Source organism: Marinomonas lutimaris (assembly GCF_019426345.1).
GTDB classification, from domain to species: domain Bacteria; phylum Pseudomonadota; class Gammaproteobacteria; order Pseudomonadales; family Marinomonadaceae; genus Marinomonas; species Marinomonas lutimaris.
In genome coordinates, this window is the sequence record NZ_JAHLLW010000017.1 from 56095 (window position 1) to 72461 (window position 16367).

Annotated in this window: 14 protein-coding genes; 8 read left to right on the forward strand and 6 right to left on the reverse strand. The window is 44.0% G+C overall.

Going from position 1 to position 16367, the window contains the following annotated elements; all coding sequences use genetic code 11:
• Positions 1–21: 21 nt before the first annotated feature.
• Positions 22–1035 (reverse strand): DctP family TRAP transporter solute-binding subunit, encoded by a 1014-nt coding sequence (locus tag KPL72_RS16550; protein ID WP_212916602.1) that lies wholly within the window; start codon positions 1033–1035, stop codon positions 22–24.
• 682 nt (positions 1036–1717) lie between these two features.
• Here KPL72_RS16550 and KPL72_RS16555 point away from each other — a divergent pair.
• The 6 genes from KPL72_RS16555 to KPL72_RS16580 are packed head-to-tail and all read left to right on the forward strand — an operon-like array spanning position 1718 to position 6692.
• Positions 1718–2725, forward strand: coding sequence for an amidohydrolase family protein (locus KPL72_RS16555; protein WP_212916601.1), 1008 nt, complete (start codon positions 1718–1720; stop codon positions 2723–2725).
• A gap of 30 nt (positions 2726–2755) precedes the next feature.
• Positions 2756–3433, forward strand: a complete 678-nt coding sequence (locus tag KPL72_RS16560) for a 4-carboxy-4-hydroxy-2-oxoadipate aldolase/oxaloacetate decarboxylase (protein WP_212916600.1) — start codon at positions 2756–2758, stop codon at positions 3431–3433.
• The gene (locus KPL72_RS16565) at positions 3426–4514 is read left to right on the forward strand and encodes a 4-oxalomesaconate tautomerase (RefSeq protein ID WP_219703773.1); all 1089 of its coding nucleotides are present in this window, start codon (positions 3426–3428) and stop codon (positions 4512–4514) included. The genes KPL72_RS16560 and KPL72_RS16565 overlap by 8 nt, the downstream gene beginning before the upstream one ends.
• 53 nt (positions 4515–4567) lie before the next feature.
• Positions 4568–5440, forward strand: coding sequence for an amidohydrolase family protein (locus KPL72_RS16570; RefSeq protein ID WP_212916598.1), 873 nt, complete (start codon positions 4568–4570; stop codon positions 5438–5440).
• Positions 5441–5481: 41 nt separating this feature from the next.
• Entirely contained in the window at positions 5482–5844 is a 363-nt protein-coding gene (locus tag KPL72_RS16575; RefSeq protein WP_212916597.1) for a protocatechuate 4,5-dioxygenase subunit alpha, read from the forward strand.
• Complete coding sequence (locus tag KPL72_RS16580) at positions 5844–6692, forward strand: class III extradiol dioxygenase family protein (protein WP_219703774.1); 849 nt, start codon at positions 5844–5846, stop codon at positions 6690–6692. Before KPL72_RS16575 ends, KPL72_RS16580 begins: the two co-directional genes overlap by 1 nt.
• A gap of 74 nt (positions 6693–6766) precedes the next feature.
• Here the strand turns inward: KPL72_RS16580 and KPL72_RS21510 are convergent, their stop codons facing one another.
• The 3 genes from KPL72_RS21510 to KPL72_RS16595 all read right to left on the reverse strand — a co-directional run bounded on the left by KPL72_RS21510 (position 6767) and on the right by KPL72_RS16595 (position 10740).
• Positions 6767–8068, reverse strand: a complete 1302-nt coding sequence (locus KPL72_RS21510; protein WP_219703775.1) for a methyl-accepting chemotaxis protein — start codon at positions 8066–8068, stop codon at positions 6767–6769.
• A gap of 144 nt (positions 8069–8212) precedes the next feature.
• A complete protein-coding gene (locus KPL72_RS21390) occupies positions 8213–9517 on the reverse strand; it encodes a methyl-accepting chemotaxis protein (protein ID WP_219703776.1) in 1305 nt (434 codons plus the stop codon).
• Positions 9518–9789: 272 nt separating this feature from the next.
• Complete coding sequence (locus tag KPL72_RS16595) at positions 9790–10740, reverse strand: LysR family transcriptional regulator (RefSeq protein WP_219703777.1); 951 nt, start codon at positions 10738–10740, stop codon at positions 9790–9792.
• A gap of 200 nt (positions 10741–10940) precedes the next feature.
• Here KPL72_RS16595 and KPL72_RS16600 point away from each other — a divergent pair, with 200 nt between their 5' ends.
• Positions 10941–12356, forward strand: coding sequence for an acetyl-CoA carboxylase biotin carboxylase subunit (locus KPL72_RS16600; protein ID WP_212916592.1), 1416 nt, complete (start codon positions 10941–10943; stop codon positions 12354–12356).
• Between the two features lie 18 nt (positions 12357–12374).
• Positions 12375–14183, forward strand: a complete 1809-nt coding sequence (gene oadA, locus KPL72_RS16605) for a sodium-extruding oxaloacetate decarboxylase subunit alpha (RefSeq protein WP_212916591.1) — start codon at positions 12375–12377, stop codon at positions 14181–14183.
• A 97-nt stretch (positions 14184–14280) separates the two neighbouring features.
• Here oadA and KPL72_RS16610 read toward each other — a convergent pair whose 3' ends face one another.
• Both KPL72_RS16610 and KPL72_RS16615 read right to left on the reverse strand, forming a co-directional pair.
• Positions 14281–15261 carry an aldo/keto reductase gene (locus KPL72_RS16610; protein WP_219703778.1) on the reverse strand — a complete coding sequence of 327 codons (981 nt, stop codon included), beginning with the start codon at positions 15259–15261 and terminating at the stop codon, positions 14281–14283.
• A gap of 92 nt (positions 15262–15353) precedes the next feature.
• On the reverse strand, positions 15354–16301 hold the full coding sequence (locus KPL72_RS16615; RefSeq protein ID WP_219703779.1) for a Gfo/Idh/MocA family oxidoreductase: 948 nt from the start codon (positions 16299–16301) through the stop codon (positions 15354–15356).
• Positions 16302–16367 lie beyond the last annotated feature (66 nt).

The window sequence follows — 16367 nt, forward strand, 5'->3', positions numbered from 1 at the left end:
ACCTGATTTCAAATACTGAACTTATTGCGAATTGCTAACGACTTTTACAGACATTTGAGCACGTTCGATCCACTCTGGTTGCACTTCACCTTTCAACCAGTTTATAACAGCTGGTTGCGCAATATCGCGGAACTTAGCTAGTTGAGCAGGTGTTGGCGTGGTGATTTGCATGCCGTTTGCTGCAAGAGACTTTAAGCCTTTAGCAGAGTTAAATTGCTGTACTGCACGACCTAAGGTTCCTGCTACTTTAGCTGCGCGGTCAATAATAGCGCGGTCTTCATCGCTCAATGATTGATAAAGATCTTCGTTGATTAGCAAGAAATCTGTGCCGTAAACGTGACCGTCTAGTGTTAGGTATTTTTGGAACTCATAGAATTTGTTCGCTTCAATAACACTAACAGGGTTTTCTTGTCCGTCAACCACGCCAGTTGTTAATGCAGATGGCACTTCAGGCCATGCGATTGGTGTAGGTTCTGCGCCCATCGCTTTTACCATTTCTACGTACAGAGGCAATGTTTGAACGCGGATTTTCAAACCATTCAAATCTTTTGGTTCTGCAACAGGACGTTTAGAGTTAGTGAAGTTACGGAAGCCTGTTTCGCCATAGGCAAGAGTGCGTAGTCCGCTTTCTTTTAAGCAATGCTCAGACAATGCTTTACCGAATTCGCCGTCTAGAACTTCCCAGGCCACAGGGGCTGATGGGAATAGGTAAGGAATTTCTAGAACCGCTGCTTCTTTACAAACTTTAGCAAAGGCGCCAGATACCATTGTCATGCTCAATGTGCCTTCTTGAGTAGACTGAACAAGATCCGTTTCGCCGCCAAGCTGGCCAGAAGGGTAAACATTGACTTCAATACGACCACCAGACTCTGCTTCCACTAAGTTTTTGAAAACTTCAGTTGCAGCGCCTTTTTTAGAGGTCGTCCAATCTTGAGGATCTACGTGGCCAATAGTCAAAGTTAGGTCTGCTGCGCTAACGCTACTTACTGCCCCAGCTGCAAGTAAACCAAGTGTGATTTTTTTTGTTAGATTCATTTTTACGTCTCCAAGCTCGGGATCGTGTGTCCCGGTCGTATTATTTTTGTATTTTCTGTCTTACTTTGTCGTAAGTCAGGCTGTCCTGTACTCGCAATTCACATTTTTACGCTTTTAAATAATATAGGATCATTCCAAAAATACCCTATATTTTTTCCTAAAGACCGACAAACACGTAAATGTAGTGTCTTTGCATAATTCTCGATATTCGCTTGTTGGCCTGCTTTGCTAAGCAACACCATCAAAATGTCGTAATTTTTGCATTTTTAGAAATGAATTTTTTATGACTCTTATATATCGAAAAAGGAATACAAAAACATTTTTTGTCTGCATGTTTTTTATAAAGTCTATATATATCAATGTGGTGGCTTTGTTTTTAGTATAGGGCAGGCCTACAAAAAAACGAATTCCACCAGAATAAATATCTGAAATGAGTAGATATGACACCTGTATTTAAAAACAGCTATCTCAAAATGCAATACCCTTTCGGCCAAATTGAAATAGCCAAATTGTCTACACTTAAAGAATACTCTGAACATATTGGGATTGAATGACTGTTCAAATAAAAAAGGTAAGGAACATAAAAGTAGACGCCTAATCTTCTATTCCACAGCAATTGCCTTAAATGAAAGCAGTGTCTCAAATAAAAACAACGCCTTAAATAAGAATAGAGAGTAGTAACATGATTATAGATTGCCATGGACATTACACGACGACACCACCTGGTGTTGGTGAATACCGCGATAAGCAAAAAGCTCAGGTTGCTAAAGACCCTGCTTTTGTTGGTGAAAAAGGTAAAGTCATTGTTTCGGATGACGAAATTCGCGACAGCATTATCAATAATCAACTGCGTTTACAGCAAGAGCGTGGTACTGACTTAACTATTTTCTCTCCTCGTGCTAGCTGGATGGGACACCATATTGGTAATGAGTACACCAGCCAATATTGGACCGAACACCAAAACGATTTGATTCGTCGCGTTTGTGATCTTTTTCCTGAGAACTTTGCTCCTGTTGCACAATTACCACAATCACCAGGTGTTGACCCAGGCAAGTCAGTTGCTGAGATTGTTCGTACAGTTGAAGAAATGGGCTTTATTGGTATCAACTTGAACCCAGATCCAAGTGGCGGTTATTGGCAAGATAAGTCTTTGGCAGATCGTTCTTTTTATCCTATCTATGAAAAAATGTGCGAATACGACATCCCTGCGATGATCCATGTAAGCGCGGCATGTAATGACTGTTTCCACACCACTGGATCGCATTATTTAGGCGCAGATACTACTGGTTTCCAGCAATTGATGATGTCCGATGTCTTTAAGGATTTTCCTGAGCTAAAAATCATCATCCCTCATGGTGGCGGTGCCGTTCCTTATCACTGGGGACGTTTCCGTGGCATGGCACAAGACCAAGGTTTTGATCTTGCTGAACGTGTGTTGAATAACATCTACTTTGATACTTGTGTTTATCATCAACGTGGTATCGATCTACTTCTTGATATTATTCCTACTAAGAACATTTTGTTTGCTTCTGAGATGATCGGTGCTGTACGTGGTATTGACCCAGAAACAGGTCATTATTTTGATGACACGAAACGTTATATCGACAACAACACAGTGCTATCCGCAGAGCAGAAACAAGCTATTTTTGAAGGCAACGCTCGTCGTGTTTTTTCCAGACTTAAGGCGTAAGACTTTCGATTAAAAAGGGATAAAAAAATCATGCGAAACAATGTAGTAGTACAAAATATTGAACGTGCCGACCAAGCTGTAATCGATGGTTTAGCTGAGTGCGGTGTAGCGACGATTCATGAATCTCAAGGCCGTGTTGGTCTATTGGCGCATTACATGCGTCCAATCCAGATGGACAAAACCATTGCTGGTTCTGCTGTCACTATTTCTGGCGCCGCTGGTGATAATTGGATGATGCACGTGGCGATTGAACAGTGCAAAGCGGGTGACGTGATGGTGTTTGCGCCAACGTCTCCTTCGAATCACGGCTTCTTTGGGGATTTGTTAGCAACATCAGCGCAATCTCGTGGTGTGGTTGGCTTGATTATCGAAGGGGGCGTTCGTGATACTCGCGACCTTCGCCAAATGAACTTCCCTGTTTGGTCAAAAGCCGTGTTTGCTGAAGGTACGATTAAAGAAACCGTTGGTTCAGTGAACGTACCTATGGTTTGCGCTGATGCCTTGGTTAATCCTGGTGATGTGATTGTAGCCGACGATGACGGTGTGGTTGTCGTGCGCCGTGAGAATGCTGCTGAAGTATTAGAATTGTCTCGTAAACGTATGGCAAACGAAGAAGCAAAACGCGTACGTATGGCGAATGGCGAATTGGGCTTAGACATTTATGAAATGCGCCCACGCCTAAAAGAGAAAGGCTTAAAGTATGTCTAAACATTCAGGCGTTATAAAGAGTGCGCCTTGTATGTGGATGCGTGGCGGCACATCAAAAGGGGCGTATTTCTTAGCGGAAGATTTACCTGCTGATGTTGATGCGCGTGCGCAGTTTTTATTGCGCGTGATGGGCTCGCCAGATGAACGTCAGATCGACGGCATCGGTGGTGCAGATCCATTGGCATCAAAAGTCGCTGTGGTGAAAAAGTCTGCACGTGACGATGCTGATGTAGATTACTTGTTTTTACAGGTATTTGTTGATCAGGCGATCGTGACCGATGCGCAAAACTGCGGCAATATTCTATCGGGTATTGCGCCGTTTGCCATTGAGCGCAGCTTGGTTGAAGCACAAGAGGGCGAAACCTCCGTACGTATTTTCATGGAAAACACAGGTCAAATCGCAGTAGCACGTGTGTTGGTCAAAGACGGTGAAGTGCAGTACGAAGGTGATGCTCGCATTGATGGCGTGCCCGGCTTTTCTGCGGCGGTTCCAATTGTATTTCAAGATACCGCAGGATCGAGCTGTGGTGCTTTGTTGCCAACGGGTAACGTAGTCGATGTGATTGATGGCATTGAAGTAACTTGCATCGATAACGGTATGCCTGTGGTGATCATCCGTGCTGTTGATATGGGGATTACTGGTACTGAATCTCGTGAAGAGCTTGAAGCCAATGACGAACTGCGTGCGAAGCTGGAATCCATTCGTTTGCAAGTTGGTCCTATGATGAATCTGGGTAACGTGAAAGAAAAATCCGTTCCTAAAATGACTATGGTGAGCGCTGCAACAAATGGTGGAGCGATCTCGACGCGTACGTTTATTCCTCATCGCTGCCATGCCTCTATTGGCGTATTAGGCGCAGTCAGTGTGGCAACAGCGGCGGTTCTGAAAGGCTCTCCTGCTAATGAAGTAGCTAAGTTTAAGTCAAGTGCTCGTATGACTTTGGATGTTGAGCATCCGATTGGCGCGATGACGGTGATTTTAGATCAAGATGAGAACGGCGATGTCGGTTCTGCCGCCATTTTACGTACCGCAAGAAAGCTATTTGACGGGCAAGTATTTGCCCATGGCAATGGTTTATAGATACGCGATTTTAATTGATAGTAAAACGAATTATAAAAAATAGGTATTTGAACATGATGGACAAAGATTATATTCCATTTCATCCTGCTCCAAGCAAACCCGCTTTCAAAGCGCCAGCAGGCGCGGTAGATGCGCATTGCCACGTTTTTGGTCCAGCGGATAAATTTCCCTACCATCCAAAACGTAAATACACGCCTTGCGATGCGTCAAAAGAGCAGTTGTTTGCCTTGCGTGATCATCTAGGTTTTTCTCGCAACGTAATTGTTCAAGCGTCTTGCCACAGTACCGATAACTCGGCTTTGATCGATGCGTTAGAAGCCGCTGGCGACTTGGCTCGAGGTGTCGCGTTTGTGGATGATTCAATAACCCACGAAGAACTTGAAAAAATGCACGCGGCGGGTGTTCGTGGGGTGCGTTTTAACTTTGTTAAACGTCTTGTAGACAGTACGCCAAGAGAAGTGTTTTTCTCAATTGCTGACAAAATTCGTCCTTTCGGTTGGCACATTGTGGTGTACTTTGAAGCCGCGGATCTAGAAGACTTGATTCCTTTCTTGAAAGAATTGAATACCACCATTGTGGTTGACCACATGGGAACGCCAAATGTTGCCAATGGCGTGGATCATCCAGATTTCCAGCGTTTTGTTAACTTCATGGCGGATAATGACAATGTTTGGTGCAAGGTTAGTTGTCCAGAGCGTTTAACGCAACATGCGCCTGACTATTCTGATGTCTATCCTTTTGCTCGTATGTTGGTGGAAAAATTCTCCGATCGTGTATTGTGGGGAACTGATTGGCCGCATCCTAATATGAAAGTGGAAGCACCAAATGATGGCCACCTTGTAGATGTGATTCCTCATATCGCGCCGACGCAAGAGCTACAGCAAGCGTTGCTGGTGGATAATCCAATGCGTCTGTATTGGGAATAATCCAAACCCAGCCGCCAAGTATAAAAATAGAGGTTACCAACATGGCTAGTAACTACACAGATCGACAGTTCCAAGGTACGTACCTTTTTGATGGTCAAATGGCCAAAAAAGGCTATGGCTTAAATAAAATGTGTTACTCGTTTAATGATCAAGTGGCACGTGACGAATTTAACGCCGACCCAGAAGCTTACTGTGAAAAGTTCAAACTCACAGAAGCGCAAAAAGAAGCCATTCGTAATAGAGATGTGATTGGGCTTTTGCGTGAAGGTGGCAGTATTTATTATTTAGCAAAGTTTACCGGTTTGCTAAAGCTAAACATGCAAGATATTGGTGGATTGCAAACAGGCATGAGCACTGATGAATTCAAAGCAATGCTAGAAAAAAATGGGCGAGGAGAAGTCTAATGGCTAAAATTATTGGTGCAGTAACGACTTCTCATATCCCTGCGATTGCTAACGCAATGGCAAATGGGTTGGAGGAAACGCCATACTGGAAACCATTTTTTGATGGTTACCCACCAGTGCGAGATTGGCTAAATGAGAAAAAGCCTGATGTCATCATCTTGTTTTACAACGACCACGGCTTAGAGTTTTTTATCGATAAAAAGCCAACGTTTGCAATGGGGGTTGCAGATGAGTATTACAACTCTGATGAAGGCTGGGGTATTCCGACGATTCCACCAGTGACTGGTGAGTCTGATTTGTCTTGGCACATTGCTAACAGCATTGTCGACGAAGGCTTTGATATGACGATCTGCCAAGAAATGAAGGTTGATCATGGGTTAACGGTTCCACTTAACCTTATGTGGCCAGGTCATAAATATGGTCATGTAAAAGTTATTCCAGTATGTATCAACTGTGAACAGTACCCAATGCCTCAACCTAAACGCACGTTTGAGCTGGGCAGAGCGATTGGCCGTGCTGTGGAATCTTACGAAAAAGACATCAATGTGGTTGTCTTTGGAACTGGCGGCATGTCTCATCAGCTGGATGGTGAACGAGCGGGCTTTATCAATCGTGCATTTGATATTGATTGCCTTGATAAGTTGGTTACTGACCCTGAAGCCTTAACGAAATACTCTAATATTGATCTTGTTGAGCAAGGTGGAGCGCAAGCTGTTGAGCTAAATATGTTGATTGCTATGCGTGGTACTTTACTGGGTAAAGTGACCGAGCTGCATCGAAATTACCATGCGCCAATTTCGAATACAGGTTCTGGTTTGATGTTGTTAGAGCATGAAATGCCGAAGTAACAAATCTTCTTGTTAGAGCATTCCATGGTGAATATAAAAAATCCGCTATCTACGATAATAGCTAGCGGATTTTTTTAGTTTTTCTCAATATCCAATAATTTGTTAACGGTATTGGAAACGTGTATCGCGCCTTTCAGGATTTCATCAATGATGCCGGATGCTTCATCTATAAATTGCGCATTCTCTTTAGAGCGTTCACTCACCTTGCTCATACTGTCTTTGGCTTGACGAGTTAAGTTGCTGTTCTGTTTTACCATGTCATCAATTTCGATCGTTGATTTGCTTGTTCTTGCTGCTAGTGTTCGAACCTCGTCGGCCACTACCGCAAACCCACGACCATTTTCGCCAGCGCGAGCGGCTTCTATCGCGGCGTTTAATGCCAGTAAATTGGTTTGATCAGCAATAGACCCAATGGTTGTCACTATCTTGGCGATACTTTCAGACTGATGGTTTAATTGTTCGATCAACTCGGTAGAAACTTCAACATCGGCCACAATTTTGTCTGACGTTTCGACTGTACGGCGTAAAATTTGAGCGCCATTCTCTGAAACTTGCGCGGTTTCTACTGACGTGGAGTGAGCTACTTCTGCTGCGTGTTGAATAGCGAGTTGCATGTTGACCCGTTCTGTAATATCAGAGGCAACTTTAAGGACTTTTACAACCTTACCAAATTGGTCGAAAATAGGGTTGTAACTGGCTTCTAACCAGACAGTTTGTCCTTGTTTACCAACACGCTCAAATTGACCAGTTTTGAAGTCGCCATTAGCAAGCTCTGCCCAAAAGTTTGGGTTGTCCTGATAAAATTGTTCAGTGCAAAATTTACGGTGGTGCTGGCCAATTATGTCTTTTTTTGACTGATAACCTAATGCCATTAAAAAATTGTCATTTGCGCTAATTACAGTGCCGTCTGGTGTAAATTCAATGGTGGCAGAAGAGCGGTCAATAGCGTTGTAAACGGCTAGCTGACTGTCTGCTATAAGTTTAGCTTTGGTCACATCGGAAGCAATCTTTATTACTTTCACTACTATGCCATCTATTTCAACAGGAAAATAAGTCGCCTCAAGCCAAATATCCGAACCGTCTTTGTGCTTGCGCAAAAAGGTGCCTTGTTTGCTTTTTCCTGTCGCTAGGTCTGGCCAGAAATTTTTGTAATCTAGGCTAGATGTGATTTGAGTCGGGCAGAATAGGGCGTGCTTTTGTCCTTGAACTTCTTCAAAAGAGTAGCCAACCGCATTAAGAAATAGGGGATTTGCTTCTAGTACGGTGCCATCAGGTAAAAAACTGATAGTAGCGCAAAATTTGCTCATTGCTTCTATTGCTGCACTATCGACAGATTGAACTGGTTTATATTCGGTCTGTTTTTTACTGAAAAACATTTGCTTCTTCTCCCTAGCCTTGCATATTTTTTAGTGTTTATTGCTGTGTTAATAATCAGACTATAAATGGTGTTTATTTCTATAGCTGTAGTGAAAATGTCCTGAAATGTAACGGTTGGTTACCTTTTAGATAAGAAAAGGTAATTAGTTTTCTGTATGCAGCAATGTACTTACTGTATTTGAAACGTGTTTAGCGCCTTTTAAAATCTCATCAATGATGTCTGATGCTTCATTAATTAGTTGTGCGTTTTCGCTTGAGCGTTCACTTACTTTACTCATGCTATTTTTTGCTTGCAGGGTTAAATTACTATTTTGTTTGACCATGTCTTCAATTTCGACCGTGGATTTACTTGTTCTGGCGGCGAGCGTACGAACTTCATCAGCGACAACAGCAAAACCTCTGCCATTTTCTCCTGCACGGGCGGCTTCTATCGCCGCATTTAGCGCTAACAAGTTGGTTTGATCGGCAATCGAGCCAATGGTGGAGACTATTTTGGCGATGCTTTGCGATTGGTGATTTAGCTGCTCAATCAGATCGGTAGATACTTGAATATCTGCTACGATTTTGTCAGAGGTATTAACGGTACGGCGTAATATATCTGCGCCATTTTCAGACACTTTGGCGGTTTGTAACGATGTTGAGTTTGCCACTTCAGCAGCGTGCTGAATTGCTAGTTGCGTATTTACTCGTTCTGTAATGTCTGAAGCGACTTTAAGAATCTTAATAACTTTGCCAAATTGGTCGAAAATTGGGTTGTAGCTAGCTTCGAGCCAAATTGTTTTGCCTTGTTTGTTTATACGTTTGAATTGTCCTGTTTTGAAATCACCATGAGCTAACTCTGCCCAGAATTTAGGATTTTCTTGATAAAATTCAGGTGTGCAAAATTGACGGTGATGTTGACCAATAATGTCTTTTCGAGAACGGTGCCCCATAGTAGAAATGAAATTATCATTAGCCGTGATAATAGTGCCGTTAGGCATAAATTCTATGGTTGCTGAGGATCTATCAATAGCGTTATAGACAGCACTTTGGCTATCAGTAATGATTTTATTTTGCGTAACATCGGAAGCAATTTTAACCACTTTGACTATTTTTCCATCGACTTCGACTGGAAAATAAGTGGCTTCAAGCCAAATGTCTGAACCGTCTTTATGCTTACGTAAAAAAGTGCCTTGTTTACTTTTACCAGCGGCTAAATCTGACCAAAAATATTTGTAATCTTGACTGGATATAACTTCAGTTGGGCAAAATAGAGCATGTTTTTGACCTTGAATCTCTGCTAGTGAATATCCCACGGTATTGAGGAATAATGAATTAGCGTCTAACACTGTGCCGTCAGGTAAAAAATTAATAGTTGCACAAAACTTTTCCATCGCTTTGATGAAAGCCGAATCTTCGTTCTTAGGTATGGTTTCTTCGTTAGCTTTCTTTTGTTTCGTAAAAAACATTACAGTTCCTCGCTTGGGATGTTTCGTCAGTAAGACAGCTGTATCCCCCTGATTTCGTGTAGGCATATTCCTACAGTATTGGTTGAATTTTACACTGTAATGCTTGGCTTTAATGTGTGATAAGTGTCATATACGCGTGATGTTTGTTAGTGGTTCACTAATACTGAGTAACACTGTGTGAATAGATGTTGTCTTTTGGGGAAGAAAAAATGATTAGCTATGAGTGGCCCTGTAGATAAGGAAGTTAGCCTTCTCTAAAGGGCCTGAATAAATTATTTTTCAGTCATTCGAGAAAACATGGTTTCAAACTGACCGATATTCTGTTGAATATAGTCAATAAAAGAACGCATCGCTGGGGTTGGGTGACGTCCTTGTGGATGGATTAAACACCAAGATCGGCGAAGGGGAAAGTCTTTGATCGGTACTTCGATTAAGGTGCCAAGAGTTAATTCAGAGAGAATGCATAGTCTGGGCAATACAGCCACACCAAGCCCTGCAATAACAGCGTGTTTTATGGCATCATTGGAGCCAATTTCCATTTCTGCTTGCAGGCGAATGCGTTGTTTTTGGCAATGCAGTTCTAGTGCTAATCGACTGCCTGAACCCGCTTCTCGAAGTAGTAAATTGTTTTCTAAAAAGGTACTTAATGAGATCTCTTCTAGAGTGAGAAGAGGGTGGTTTTGTGGTACGACAGCGATTAACTCATTGTTCAAAAAAGGTATACTAAACATAGGCTTATCATTCTGTACCATGCCCATTATTGCTAATTCATCATGGTTTTCGTTGAGTCGTTCAATGGCCGCCGCGCGGTTCATGACTTTCACATTTATTGTGACGTTTGGATGCAGGCTGGTATAAGCCCGAAGTAAGTAAGGCACCACATATTGCGCTGTACTCACAGCAACCAAGGTTAACTCACCAGATATCAGCCCCGCTTCTTCTGATAAGTCATCTTGAAAACGTTGTATTTCATCAAACATGGCCTGAATGCATTGAGCTAATCGCTTCGCCGTCGCAGTGCTGTAAAGCTGGCGACCAACGTATTCAAACAGTGGTTGTTCCAGTGCTTGTTCAAGTTGTCGTATTTGGTTGCTAACGGCAGGCTGACTAAGGCCCAACATATCGCCAGCTCGGCTATAGCTGCTTAATTCATAAACGCTCTTAAATACTTGCAACTGTCTAAAAGTGAGTCGGCTGACTAAACTTTGTACACTTTGAGGCATTGTTTTTATTTCCCCTTGGTTTATCTATTTTTTCTTATCTATCAGCTTTTATCTATCAGGAATAGCTTATACATAAATGTCGTAATATCAATTTTTACTTTGGTTGGTATTTGAGTAGTCTGAATATTCAGAGATATTTGTACAAAAGTTGTGCTGGCTACGTTGTGCAGTGATCTCTTCAAACAAGAAAGGAGTGACTCATGTTAAAAAAAGTGTTGATCGCTAACCGAGGTGAAATTGCGGTTCGTATCATTCGCGCTTGCTCAGAGGCTGGGATTCGCTCTGTCGCGATATTTACGGAACCGGATCGATATGCGTTGCATGTCAAACGTGCAGACGAGTCTTACTCGTTAGGCGATGATCCACTTGCCGGTTACTTAGACCCTTTGCGTCTAGTGAACTTAGCCATAGAAACAGGTTGTGATGCGATTCACCCAGGTTATGGTTTTTTGTCTGAAAATGCGCATTTTGCAGAGCTGTGTGAGCAAAAAGGCGTTACCTTTATCGGGCCTCATTCTTCTGTCATTCATAAAATGGGCGATAAAACCCAAGCGCGGGACAGTATGCGTGCTGCAGGTATTCCAATTACACCTGGCTCAGAGGGGAATTTAGCGAACCTTGAAGAGGCGCTTGCCTTAGCTGGGAAAGTGGGTTATCCGGTGATGATCAAGGCAACCTCTGGTGGTGGCGGTCGAGGCATTCGCCGCTGCGATACACCAGAAGAATTAACCTCCCAATATCCTCGTGTTATTTCAGAAGCGACCAAAGCCTTTGGTTCAGCTGAAGTGTTTTTAGAGAAATGCATTGTTGACCCTTGTCATATTGAAGTGCAAATTTTGGCGGATTCCCAAGGTGATGCGATTCATTTGTATGAACGTGATTGCTCGATTCAACGTCGTAACCAAAAGCTCATAGAGATTGCACCAAGCCCACAACTCACTCCAGAACAACGCCAATACATTTGTGATCTCGCGGTGCGAGCAGCCAAAGCAGTAGGCTATGTCAACGCGGGTACAGTGGAGTTCTTATTGTCTGGTAATGAAGTGTATTTTATGGAAATGAATACGCGAGTTCAGGTTGAGCACACGATTACCGAACAAATCACCGGTGTCGATATTGTGCGTGAACAGCTTCGTATCGCGGCTGGTTCGCCGCTCAGCTTCCGCCAAGAAGACATTAGTTATCGTGGTTATGCGATGCAGTTCCGTATTAACGCGGAAGATCCAAAGAACGATTTCTTACCCAGCTTTGGGCGTATTACTCACTACTACGCACCGGGTGGACCGGGGGTTCGTGTGGATACGGCGATTTATACTGGTTACGAGATTCCACCTTACTTTGATTCCATGTGTTTGAAGTTGGTGGTGTGGGCGCTGACCTGGGATGAGATGGTGGCGCGCGGTCGTCGGGCTATTGACGATATGCGTTTGCATGGTATCAAAACCACGGCCAATTATTATCAGCAAATTCTAAAACATCCAGATTTCATCAAAGGGAAATTCAATACTGGATTCGTTCCAGCGCACCCTGAATTATTAAATTATTCCGTTAGACGCCATCCAAGTGATATCGCTTTGGTGTTGGCAGCCGCTATTGCAGCGCATGTTGGTCGATAATCCGCAGGAGGAAGGAAAATGAGTCAAGTTAAACAAAAAATAGAAGTGACAGATGTCACCTTGCGTGATGCTCACCAATCACTTATTGCTACACGTATGCGTACGGAAGACATGTTACCTATTTGTGAGAAACTCGACCAAGTAGGCTTTTGGTCTTTGGAAGTGTGGGGCGGCGCAACCTTTGATGCCTGCGTACGCTTTTTGAAAGAAGACCCTTGGGAGCGTTTGCGTCAGCTTCGTGCGGCTTTGCCAAACACCCGTTTACAAATGTTATTGCGTGGCCAAAATCTACTGGGTTATCGCCATTATGCTGACGATGTTGTGGAAGCTTTTGTGCAAAAGGCCGCAGACAATGGTATCGATGTTTTCCGTGTGTTTGATGCGCTAAATGATTTGCGTAATATCGAAACGGCGATGAAAGCGGTAAAAAAAGCCGGTAAACATGCGCAAGGTACGATTTGTTATACGACCAGCCCAGTGCATACGCCAGCCTTGTTTGTCGAGCAAGCTAAAGCCATGCAAGCCATGGGGGCAGATTCTATTGCTATTAAAGACATGGCAGGTTTGTTAACGCCTTATGCGACTTATGATCTGGTGAAAGCCATCAAAGAAGCAGTCGACTTGCCTTTGGTCGTACACAGCCACTCAACCTCAGGTTTGGCGCCTTTGTGTCAGCTTAAAGCCATCGAAGCTGGTGCCGACCGTATTGATACCGCGATTTCATCCTTTGCCAGTGGCACCAGCCACCCAGCGACTGAGACTCAAGTGGCGGCTTTGAAAGATACCGATTACGACACGGGTTTAGATTTGGCCTTGTTGTCAGAGATTGCCGATTACTTCCGTGATGTTCGTAAAAAGTATCATCAATTTGAAAGTGAATTTACTCGCGAAGATGTGTCTGTTCAGGTTAACCAAGTACCGGGCGGCATGATGTCCAACTTGGCGAACCAGTTAAAAGAGCAAAATGCCTTAGACAAGATTCGTGAGGTGTTTGCCGAGATTCCTCGTGTTCGTGCTGACTTAGGTTATCCGCCTTTGGTAACGCCTACCTCGCAAATCGTTGGTACACAGGCGGTTTATAACGTATTGGCAGGTCAGCGTTATAAAACCATCACCAATGAAGTGAAACGTTACTTGTTGGGTGGCTACGGCCAACCGCCAGCGGCAGTCAATCCAGACGTGCAGAAAAAAGCCGTAGGTAATGAATCGGTTAACGATGCTCGTCCTGCAGATTCATTGTCTCCAGAGCTTTATAAGCTGCGCAAAGAAATCGGCGAGTTAGCGAAATCAGAAGAGGACGTACTGACCTTTGCTATGTTCCCTGAACTAGGCCGTGAGTTTTTACAGCAACGTGCTGACGGAACCTTGGTTCCAGAAGTCTTGCTACCGCCAGAGCAGGCTGGCCAAGGTGCAGCAGCGGGTGGCTTAGCTACCGAGTTCAAGATCGATGTGCATGGTGAAGTCTACAATGTGGAAATCACCGGCGTGGGTGACTTTGGGGTTGGCAAGCGCAAGTTGTACTTGTCTTTGGACGGTATGCCAGAAGAAGTGGTGTTCGAATCTCTGAACGAATACGTTGCTGAAGGTGGTGCGGGTCGCTCTCGTGCCACAGAACCAGGCCATGTTAGCGCAGCAATGCCAGGTAATATCATTGATGTCTTGGTCAAAGAAGGCGACACGGTAACAGCGGGTCAAGCTGTACTCGTCACTGAAGCGATGAAGATGGAAACCGAAGTACATGCCAATGTGGCGGGTACGGTAAAAGGCGTTTTCGTTAAGAAAGGCGACCGAGTTACCCCGGGTGAAATGCTGATTGAGATTGCGTAAACCTAGGTTCGGTTAATACCCTAGAAAACGCTTTAAAAACAAAGCCCCTTTGTTATCGACAAAGGGGCTTTTTATTGGCTGAGCAGGTTTGCTAAGGTTAAAACTCTTCTGTATCGATTTCGGCTTGTTGGGCTGCGGTATATCGCGTGCCGTGGACGTTATTTTGATTAATCATCTCGTCTAGCAAGCTGACTTGTTTGGCATCTAGCTTTAATTGCGCCGCTTCAAAATTGTCTCTCATATGGTTAACCGAACGAGTGCCCGGAATAGGGACAATATTTTCATCTTTTGCGGTGAGCCAAGCCAAAGCCAGTTGCGCTGGAGTACAGCCGATGTCTTTGGCAAGGGCAAAGTAATCGTTCAACAAGGCAAGATTATTCGGGTAATGCTCGGCGTTAAAGCGTGGCATGTTATTGCGAATATCTTTAGCTTCTAAATCCGCGATGTCTTTCAGAGTACCGGTTAAGAATCCGCGTGCTACTGGGCTGAAAGCGACAAAAGTAATATCTAATTTTTTACAGGCTTCTAACACAGCAATTTCTGGGTTACGTGTCCATAAAGAATATTCGGACTGAATCGCGGTAATTGGGAACTCGTTGTGAGCACGAGTTAGCGTTTCAGCAGACACTTCTGATAACCCCACAGCACCAATTTTGCCTTCTTTTACCAGATCGCCCAGAGCGCCTGCGCTTTCTTCGATGGGCACATTGAAGTCCAAGCGATGCAAATAATACAAATCGATATGCTCTGTTTGCAGGCGTTTTAGGCTGTCTTCGCATTGCTTACGGATGTTTTCTGGTCGGCCGTTAATCTCTTTTTTGCCATCCACCATCGCCATGCCACATTTGCTGGCGAGGAAGATTTCATCTCGGCGATCTTTTAGCGCTTTGCCAACCAAAAGCTCATTGTTGCCGCCGCCATATAAAGTCGCGGTATCAAAATGGCGATAGCCCATTTCAAAAGCTTGATGAAGTGCCTTGATAGCTTGATCTTCTTCAACCGGTGAGCCATAAGCATGGGATAGGTTCATGCAGCCTAAGCCGATTTTGGGGCTGGCTAAGTGAGGGTGTTTTGACATAACAATATCCTTAATAAAAACAGGGAGCCGAAGCTCCCCGTTTGAGTGTTGTTGAGTCACTTTAGAGTCTTGTCACTTTAGACTATTGCGCCTTAGGCTTCTAGACATTCTTCCAGGCGATGTAGCGTTTCCATCGCTTCAATGGCTTGAGTCACACAAGAGTTTGGTGCACGACCTTCTTGAATCGCTGCAATGAATTCTCTGTCTTGTAGTTCGATGCCGTTATTTGAAACCGCTACGCCAGATAGGTCAATCTTGTTTTCGCTGCCGTCGAATAGATCGTCGTAGCGCGCGATATAAGTGCCATTATCGCAAATATAACGGAAGAAAGTACCGAATGGACCGTCGTTATTGAAGGACAAAGATAGCGTACAGATTGCACCGTTAGGCACTTTCATACCAATGCTCATGTCCATGGCGATGCCCAGTTCAGGATGGATCGGACCTTGAAGTGCTTGAACCTTGCTTGCTGTTCCGCCAGTTTGGTACTGGAACAAATCCACAGTGTGGCAAGCATGGTGCCATAGAAGGTGGTCAGTCCAAGAACGTGCTTGGCCAAGGGCGTTTTTGTTGGAACGGCGGAAAAAGTAGGTTTGCACGTCCATTTGTTGAACGTTTAATTCGCCAGCCATTATCTTGTTATGAATCCACTGGTGCGAAGGATTGAAGCGACGAGTGTGTCCTGCCATGGCAACTAGGCCAGTTTTCTTTTGTACTTCAACCACTTTGCGAGCGTCTTCAATGTTGTCTGCCATTGGAATTTCAGACATAACATGTTTGCCAGCTTCTAGGCATTGAATCGTTTGTGCTGCGTGCATTTGAGTTGGGGTAGCTAGGATTACCGCATCAACGTCATCACGAGCTAGGCTTTCTGCTAGATCCGTTGTGTAGTGAGGAACACCGCGCTCTTCAGCGAAGGCTTTAATCGCATCGATTTTTGTGCCAACCACAGAAACGACTTCTGCACCTTCGATCGCCTTAATGGCGTCCATGTGTTTCATGCCGAAAGCGCCTGATGCACCAGCGATACAAATTCTCATTAGTCAGCTCCTGTAAATATGAGTCTGTTATTTTAAAAAATTAGGCTTTGATATTATTAAAGAATC